Raw genomic sequence first — 7,466 nt, 5'->3', positions numbered from 1 at the left:
TTTCGCCCAGGACGAGAAACGCCACAATTACCGCATTCCCCATAGCGGCAAGGTGATCGTCGAGGACCGCGTGGTCATCGGCGCCAACACCAACATCGACCGCGCCGCCTACGGGGCCACCGTCATCCATAATGGCGTGGTCATCGACGGACTCTGCCACATCGCCCACAACGTGGAGATCGGCGAGGACTGCATCCTCTGCGCCCACACCGGCATTTCCGGCTCCACCAAGTTCGGCAAGCGGGTCATCGCCTCCGGCCAGACCGGCGCCCTCGACCACATCACCGTGGCCGACGACGTGGTGTTGCTGCACCGCGCCGGCCTCCACAACAGCATCAAGCAACCCGGCCTTTACGCCGGCGGTCCCGCCCAGCCGCTCAAGGAATACCTGAAAAACATCGCGGTGCTGCCCCGGCTGCACGATATGTGGACGCGGCTCCGGGCGTTGGAGAAGAAGCTGGCGGAGCTGGCGAAACCATAGCGATCCTCGGCCAGTTTCTTCAATCATTTGCTAAACCCTTCTAAAATTGCGCTGCCCTGATCCAAAAAAACGGCTGACAGAATGCCTATAAAGCCGCTCGCAGTGGGGGGTTGTCTTTATTGCCGGGCTATTTGTGCTGCATCTGCCGTCTTTGCCGATCCATTGCCGATGAAATGGACGGAACGCCGCCGCAGGATTCTTGGCAGCAATATCGGAGGGCTTCCGCATCAACGGCGGAACGGAGGCGGGCGATGGACCTGACACTCCAAGGCGACATTTACCGGGGCGACTTCGAGCAGGCCCTCGTGCTGCCGACACTCACCCAGCCCTATTCAAGCACGGTGGGCCGGAGCGCCAACGCTTCTGGCGCCAATCTTTTAGGGCGCTGGACCAAATCCCTCAGCCCCACGTCCGAATTCATGCTCCAGGCTTACTACGACCATACCTTCCGCACCGAATCGTTCCTCGCCGAGCAGCGGGATACCTCCGATTTCGACGCGCAATATCGCTTTCAGCCCATGGAAAACCACGATGTCATCGGGGGGGTCTCGTACCGCTGGACGCGGGTCGACTATTCCCGTCGGTTTCCGGTGTGCTTCGATCTGAAGCGCCCGGTACGCCAACTGGTCGGCGGGTTTATCCAGGATGAGATCACGCTGATCCCGTATAGCCTCAAATTTGAGTCCGTCTATGGGCAAACCCGTGAATAAAATGCGGTCTCCCTTGGGATTTTGTCGGGCTTGGCTAATAGCCTTCGCGGCGTGGTGGTGCCCTGGGGCATCCGGGGCGGCGGAATCGTCCGGCGATTTCATTGAGCGTGGCCTGGACGAGCTGACCGGGACGCGCCTCGCCACGCCGCCCAAAGGCGTTCAGGTGACGACCGCTTCGAAGTATTCCCAAAGCACTTCCCTGGCGCCGGGGTCGATACACATCGTGACGGCGGACGATATTCAGACCTACGGCTTCCGCACGCTGGGGGAGGCGCTGCGGATGCTGCCGGGCGTGTACCTCACCAACGACCGCAACTATAGCTACCTGGGCGTGCGGGGCTTCAATCGCCCCGGCGATTATGGCTCCCGTGTCCTGTTGCTGATCGACGGGGAGCGCCTCAACGACAATATTTACGACAGCGGCTACTACGGCAACGACTTCGTGTTCGATGTCGATCTGATCGAGCGCATCGAATTCGTGCCGGGGCCGGGTTCGGCCATTTACGGCAATAATGCCTTCCTGGGGGTGGTCAATGTCATCACCAAGCGCGGCGGCGCGTTCAATGGGGCGGAGGTTTCCGGGAGCTACGGCAGTTTCGATGCGTACAAGGCGCGGGGGAGCTTCGGCAAGCGCTTCGAGAATGGTGCCGAGGTCTTGCTGTCGGCCACCGGCTTCGATTGGGAAGGAGCCGCGCATCTTTATTACCCCGAGTTCAACGCGCCGGATCAAAACCAGGGCAAAGCCGTGGGCTTGGATTACGACCGAGGGCAGAGCGCGTTCGCCAAGCTGTCTTACGGCCCCGTGCAGCTGGAAGCCGGCTATGTCGATAGGGTCAAGGGCATTCCCACCGGGGTCTACGAACAAGCATTCAACGATGCCGCCAGCCGCACCGATGACAAGCGGACTTTCGTCACCCTGAAATATGACGACCGGATTGCCGCCGATTGGGATGCCTATGCCCTGCTCGGTTATAACCGTTTCGATTTCCGGGGTGACTATCCCTACCATGATTCCGGTGGCCGTACCCTGAACGTGGATTGGGGCAGCGGCGAGTGGTGGAATGGCGAGGTCCGTTTCACCTATTCCGGTTTCGCCAGTCACAAACTGGTGTTCGGCTCGGAGTTCCAGGACAACTTCAAGCAGCTGATGCGGAATCAAGACGCCGGGGGGGTCACCTATCTGGATAAGCCTTACCGCAGCACCCGCTATGGTTTCTTTCTCCAGGACGAATTCCGGCTGCTGGATTCGCTAACCCTGCTGGCCGGTGTCCGTTACGATCATTATCCCTTCGGCAGCAGCGCCAATCCCCGCGTGGCTCTGATTTGGCAGCCGCTGGATACCACCACGTTCAAGCTGCTCTATGGCACCGCGTTCCGGGCGCCCAATGTCTACGAACGCTTCTATTCCGACGGCAATGTGTCCGCCAAGGCCAACCTAAGCCTGCGGCCGGAAAGCATCGGCACCTTGGAATTGGACCTGGAGCATTACCTGACGCCCTCCACCCGTTTGAGCGCCGCGCTTTACCGTTACAAAATCGACGCACTGATTAACCAGGCCGTGGACCCGAACGATGGCTTGATCTTCTTCAAAAATAATCAGGGGATCGAAGGCCTGGGGATGGAGGTCGAGGCCGAGCAGCGCTTCGCCAACGGCATTCATGGCGTCCTCGGGTATTCCTTGCAGCGCGCGGAAGAAAGCCAGGGCCAGGCGCTGACCAATTCCCCGCAGCACATGCTGAAGCTGCATGTGTCCTCGCCGTTATGGCACGACGATTACCGGCTGGGCTTGGAAACCCTTTATTTCAGCGCCCGCCAAGCCAAGCGGGGCCACGTCGATGGCTACCTGCTCACCAATCTCATGGTAAACGCCACCCCGCTGAGCAACGTGCGCCTGTCCTTCGGCGTTTATAACCTGTGGAACGCCTATTACGCGGACCCGGTGGGCGATGACTTCGTCCAAAACAGCATTCCGCAGGACGGTCGCGGCTTTCGGCTCAAGCTGACGGTGGGATTCTAGCGATGCCAAGTCGTTGGACATCATGGGCGTTATTGCTGGGCCTGCTGCCGATGGCCGCTGCGCCAGCACACGCGGTGGAACCCACGGAAAACCAGTTGAAAGCGGTGCTGCTGTACAAATTTGCCCAGTTCACCACCTGGCCTAGCCTGCCGACCGGGGAGTTCACGCTGTGCGTGCTGGGCGAGAATCCCATGGCGGGCGAACTGGACAAGCTGAAAGCCAAGAAGCTCTTCCAGTTGCCGGTGAACATCAAGCAACCGACCACGGCGGAAGCGGCCAAAGCCTGCCAGGTGGTTTACCTGAACCCTTCGGGGCGGGCGGATTTGGTGAAATGGATCGGCGTTCTCGACAGCCTGCCGGTGCTGACGGTGAGCGATTCCCCGGACGCCTGGCGGGAAAGCGCGATGATTGTCTTGGACGTGGAGCCGAACGGCATCAAGTTCAGAATCAACCTCAGCGCGGCGCGGGCGGCGAACCTCGGCATGAGCGCACAGATGCTGCAATTGGCGCGGGAGGTTCGATAGTGGGCTTATGGAATTTACTTGGGGAATGTGTGAGAAGCCGCTGTTTTCCGCCCGTTCGCCCTGAGCGTAGCACAACGGAGCCGAAGCCTGTCCTGAGCCTAGCCGAAGGGCGCGAACGGACGATTTCACAGCCACCCTTTCGCTTCTCGCACACCCTATGAGGCCGAATCGGCCTTCATCCATCGATTGGGTCGATAGCGGCATGAAAAAAGACCATTTCCCCCGTTCAAGCCCAAGCGCGTACCGTTGGACCCCGATCCAAAGCCGGTTCGTCCAACGGAGTCCTCCATGCCCCACTTCAAATCCATACTTCATGCCGCCTTGGTGATGGCCCTGGCCATTTCCGCCAAGGCATCCGCCGAACCCTCGACCTACGATATCGTCGCCCGGCTCAACCAGGGACCCGGCAACGTCACCGTGACCGAGACGGGCCGGGTCATCATGAGCCAGCATCAGTTTTACGAACCCGCCTATTCGGTGGTGGAACTCAAGGGCACCGACGCCACCGTGCCCTTTCCCAACGCGGCCCTGAACGACCGGACCGGACAGCCGGGCCTGAAGCTCGATTCGGTGCTGGGCATCCGCGCCGCGCCGGATGGCGTCGTGTGGATGCTCGATAACGGAATGCGTAGCGGCGTCACGCCCAAACTGGTGGGCTGGGATACCCAGGCGGATCGGTTGCACCGGGTCATTTACCTGCCGCCGCCGGTCGCGCCCAAGGACCAGTTCGTCAACGATTTCGCCGTCGATCCCGTCCACCGGCGCATCTTCATCAGCGACCCGGCGGGCGGGGCGGATGCGGCGCTGATCGTGGTGGATTTGGAAACCGGCGCGGCGCGGCGGGTCTTGCAGGGCCATCAATCCGTGGTGCCGGAGAATGTCGATTTGGTCATCGACGGGAAGCCCGTGCAGGTGAAGGACGCCCAAGGCAATCTGGCCCGGCCCCATATCGGCGTCAACCCGATCACCGAGGACTTGCGGAACGAATGGGTTTATTTCGGCCCCATGCACGGCCATGGCCTGTACCGGATCAAAGCCGCCGACCTCGCCGACGACAGGCTGGACGCCGAGACCCTGGCGCGGCGGGTCGAGCGCTATGCCGACAAGCCCATATCGGACGGCATCAGCATCGACCGGGACGGCAATATCTACCTTGGGGAATTGGCCGAAAACGCCATCGGGGTCATCACCCCGGATCGGAAATACCGGCGGATCAGCCAGTGCCCGAACCTGTCCTGGGTGGATTCCTTCAGCTTCGGCCCGCAGGGCTGGCTGTACGCCGTGGTCAACAAGCTGCACCAGTCGGCCACCTTGAACGGCGGCGAGAACCTATCCAAGCCGCCGTATTTCTTGGTTCAGGCCAAGCCGCTGGCCTTCGGTCAGGCGGGCCGGTAAACCCATCCGTCTTATCCCCCCGCCAGCGACCGGCTCACCTCGGCGATCTGCGCCCGCAGCCAGAGGTGGGCCGGTTCTTTTTCGCGCACCGGGTGATGGATCATCGCCAAGTCGTAGGCCGGAAGCTCGATGGGCACCGGCAGGATCCTCAGCGGCACCAGTTCCGCGACGCGCTCGGCGATACGCAGCGGCAAGGACAGCACCAAGTCGGTCCGGGCGACGATCAGCGGGGCGGACAGGAAATGCGGCACGGTCAAAGCGATCCGCCGCTCCAATCCCCGCTCGGCCAGCCACTCGTCGATGACGCCCGCCTTGGTGCCGGTACGGGAAATCAGCAGGTGCGGCAGAGCGACGTATTCCTCCAACCCCAGCGATTCTTTCACCGCCGGATGGTCCGCCCGGACCACGCAGGCCATCCGGTCCTCGAACAGTTTTTCGATATGGAACTGGGCGGGCGGCTTGAGGATGGCCGCGAAGCCCAACACCACATCCAAATCGCCGTTTTCCAAGTCCTCCGCCGGGAAGGCGGCTTCCGTGCGCTTGACGTGGATATCCACGCCCGGCGCCGACAGGCCGATGCGTTCGAACAGCGGCGGGAGGAGCAGGAATTCCATGTAGTCGGTCGCGGCGATCACGAAACGCCGCTGGCTGCTGCCGGGATCGAAGCGCTCGGGAACCTGAATGACCCGCTCCACCTCGTGGAGGATCGCCCGCACCGGCTCGACCAGGGCCAAGGCCCGCTCGGTGGGCTTCATGCCGGTGTAGGTCCGCACCAGGACCGGATCATCCAGTTGCTGCCGCAGCCGTTGCAGGATGTGGCTCATGGTCGATTGGGTGACGAACATCTTCTCCGCCGCGCGGGAGACGTTCATCTCCCGCATCAGCACGTCAAAGGCGACCAGGAGGTTCAGGTCGAAATTTCTAAGATCAGACGACATGGTGAATATTTCAAAAATGTAATACTCCAAGCCACAGGGGAAAATCCTATGCCTTTAGTTCAAATATCAGTCGATTCATCGCGCACACCTACCGAGGTGAAAGCTATTAGCGACGGGGTTTATGACGCTTTAGCCGAGGCCGTCAATGTGCCTGCGGGCGATAAGTTTCAGATAATCACCACCCACTCGCCTGAATATCTGGTTTTTAGCAAAGACTATCTGGGTATTGAACGCTCAGATCATTTTTTGGCAATCCAAATCTTTTTCAACGCGGGCCGAACCGTTGAGCAGAAAACAAAACTCTATCAAGCCATTGCGGATCGCTTAGCCGCGAATCCTGGCATCAGAAAGGAAGATATCCTCATCAATCTGGTCGAGGTTCCTAAAGAAAACTGGTCGTTTGGAAATGGCGTAGCTCAATACGCAACCGTCAATCAAACCCCGCCGCCCCCTCAGAATACCGATCCAGCCGCTTCATGGATGGCACCCTTAGCCTTGGGACTTTCGATAGTGAGCCTGGTTTTGGTGTTATGGGTCATTTTCCGCCAAAGCTAACTGCGGGAACCCGCGAACCGAAATCACCTCGCGATCACTTTTAGGGCGTGTCTGTCATTCAGCCACGCCCGAATGTTTAACCATATCGCCGGGCCGTTCCCGTCCTCATGAATTTGCTCCATACCGCCATGAAAACTAAGCATTTCACGGCCCGCGATGGAATCCCTAAAGTCTCGCCATCGTACCGCATGGCCCGGTTCGGCTAGACGGTTAGCCCCCTTTCTCCGGCGAGCCGGGCATCCGGTACGACCCTTAAAGGCTATCGAAAACCCCGGCGTACCGGGACGACTACAAGGAGAAACCATTATGGCAGCCAACCTGCTCGATCTTCCGCCCCAGCCCTATACCGGGGAAAAGGCACGGCTCAGCCGCGCCTACGACTACCTCATCCTGGTGCTGGCCCTTTTCCTCTTCATCGGTGCCTTCCATCTGCATGTCGCCCTGACCGTGGGCGATTGGGATTTCTGGCAGGACTGGAAGGACCGCCAATGGTGGCCCCTGGTCACGCCGCTGATGATGATTACCTTCCCCGCCGCCGTGCAGGCGGTGATGTGGGAGCGCTTCCGGCTGCCCCTGGGCGCGACCCTGTGCATCTTGGCGCTGTTGATCGGCACCTGGATCGCCCGGATCTTCGCCTACCACTACTGGAACTATTTCCCCGTCAACATGGTGTTGCCCGCGACCATGCTGCCCAGCGCCCTGGTGCTGGACGCCATCCTGATGCTGACCAACAGCCTGACGTTCACCGCCATCTTCGGTGCCTCGGCTTTCGCGCTGCTGTTCTATCCGAGCAACTGGCCGATCTTCGCCATGTTCCATGTGCCGGTGGAATACGGCCACGCCCAG

Annotated in this window: 7 protein-coding genes and 1 pseudogene; 7 read left to right on the top strand and 1 reads right to left on the bottom strand. The window is 60.5% G+C overall.

What is annotated here, in order from left to right; all coding sequences use genetic code 11:
- From ACXWUF_RS15335 to ACXWUF_RS15315, 5 genes and pseudogenes are all read left to right on the top strand, one after another.
- A pseudogene (locus tag ACXWUF_RS15335) lies at positions 1 to 481 on the top strand (UDP-3-O-(3-hydroxymyristoyl)glucosamine N-acyltransferase); the annotation flags it as partial.
- A 251-nt stretch (positions 482 to 732) separates the two neighbouring features.
- A complete protein-coding gene (locus ACXWUF_RS15330; RefSeq protein WP_458495524.1) occupies positions 733 to 1,191 on the top strand; it encodes a hypothetical protein in 459 nt (152 codons plus the stop codon).
- 1 nt (position 1,192) lies between these two features.
- Positions 1,193 to 3,208, top strand: coding sequence for a TonB-dependent receptor plug domain-containing protein (locus ACXWUF_RS15325; protein WP_458495523.1), 2,016 nt, complete (start codon positions 1,193 to 1,195; stop codon positions 3,206 to 3,208).
- A gap of 2 nt (positions 3,209 to 3,210) precedes the next feature.
- On the top strand, positions 3,211 to 3,732 hold the full coding sequence (locus ACXWUF_RS15320) for a YfiR family protein (RefSeq protein WP_458495522.1): 522 nt from the start codon (positions 3,211 to 3,213) through the stop codon (positions 3,730 to 3,732).
- A gap of 288 nt (positions 3,733 to 4,020) precedes the next feature.
- The gene (locus ACXWUF_RS15315) at positions 4,021 to 5,127 is read left to right on the top strand and encodes an L-dopachrome tautomerase-related protein (protein ID WP_458495521.1); all 1,107 of its coding nucleotides are present in this window, start codon (positions 4,021 to 4,023) and stop codon (positions 5,125 to 5,127) included.
- An 11-nt stretch (positions 5,128 to 5,138) separates the two neighbouring features.
- On the opposite strand, the gene ACXWUF_RS15310 is transcribed toward ACXWUF_RS15315, so the two are convergent.
- Positions 5,139 to 6,065 (bottom strand): LysR family transcriptional regulator, encoded by a 927-nt coding sequence (locus ACXWUF_RS15310; RefSeq protein ID WP_458495520.1) that lies wholly within the window; start codon positions 6,063 to 6,065, stop codon positions 5,139 to 5,141.
- A gap of 48 nt (positions 6,066 to 6,113) precedes the next feature.
- Here ACXWUF_RS15310 and ACXWUF_RS15305 point away from each other — a divergent pair, with 48 nt between their 5' ends.
- Both ACXWUF_RS15305 and ACXWUF_RS15300 read left to right on the top strand, forming a co-directional pair.
- Complete coding sequence (locus ACXWUF_RS15305; protein WP_458495519.1) at positions 6,114 to 6,620, top strand: tautomerase family protein; 507 nt, start codon at positions 6,114 to 6,116, stop codon at positions 6,618 to 6,620.
- Between the two features lie 306 nt (positions 6,621 to 6,926).
- Positions 6,927 to 7,466 (top strand): methane monooxygenase/ammonia monooxygenase subunit A (locus ACXWUF_RS15300; RefSeq protein ID WP_458495518.1); only part of this gene is annotated, 540 nt, incomplete at its 3' end.

Source organism: Methylomagnum sp. (assembly GCF_054333355.1).
This window is presented reverse-complemented; position numbering and strand designations above follow the sequence as displayed.

Coding starts and splice junctions, on each gene's coding strand:
- ACXWUF_RS15330 (WP_458495524.1), top strand. CDS start 733: ATGGACCTGACACTCCAAGGCGACATTTACCGGGGCGACTTCGAGCAG.
- ACXWUF_RS15325 (WP_458495523.1), top strand. CDS start 1,193: ATGCGGTCTCCCTTGGGATTTTGTCGGGCTTGGCTAATAGCCTTCGCG.
- ACXWUF_RS15320 (WP_458495522.1), top strand. CDS start 3,211: ATGCCAAGTCGTTGGACATCATGGGCGTTATTGCTGGGCCTGCTGCCG.
- ACXWUF_RS15315 (WP_458495521.1), top strand. CDS start 4,021: ATGCCCCACTTCAAATCCATACTTCATGCCGCCTTGGTGATGGCCCTG.
- ACXWUF_RS15310 (WP_458495520.1), bottom strand. CDS start 6,065: ATGTCGTCTGATCTTAGAAATTTCGACCTGAACCTCCTGGTCGCCTTT.
- ACXWUF_RS15305 (WP_458495519.1), top strand. CDS start 6,114: ATGCCTTTAGTTCAAATATCAGTCGATTCATCGCGCACACCTACCGAG.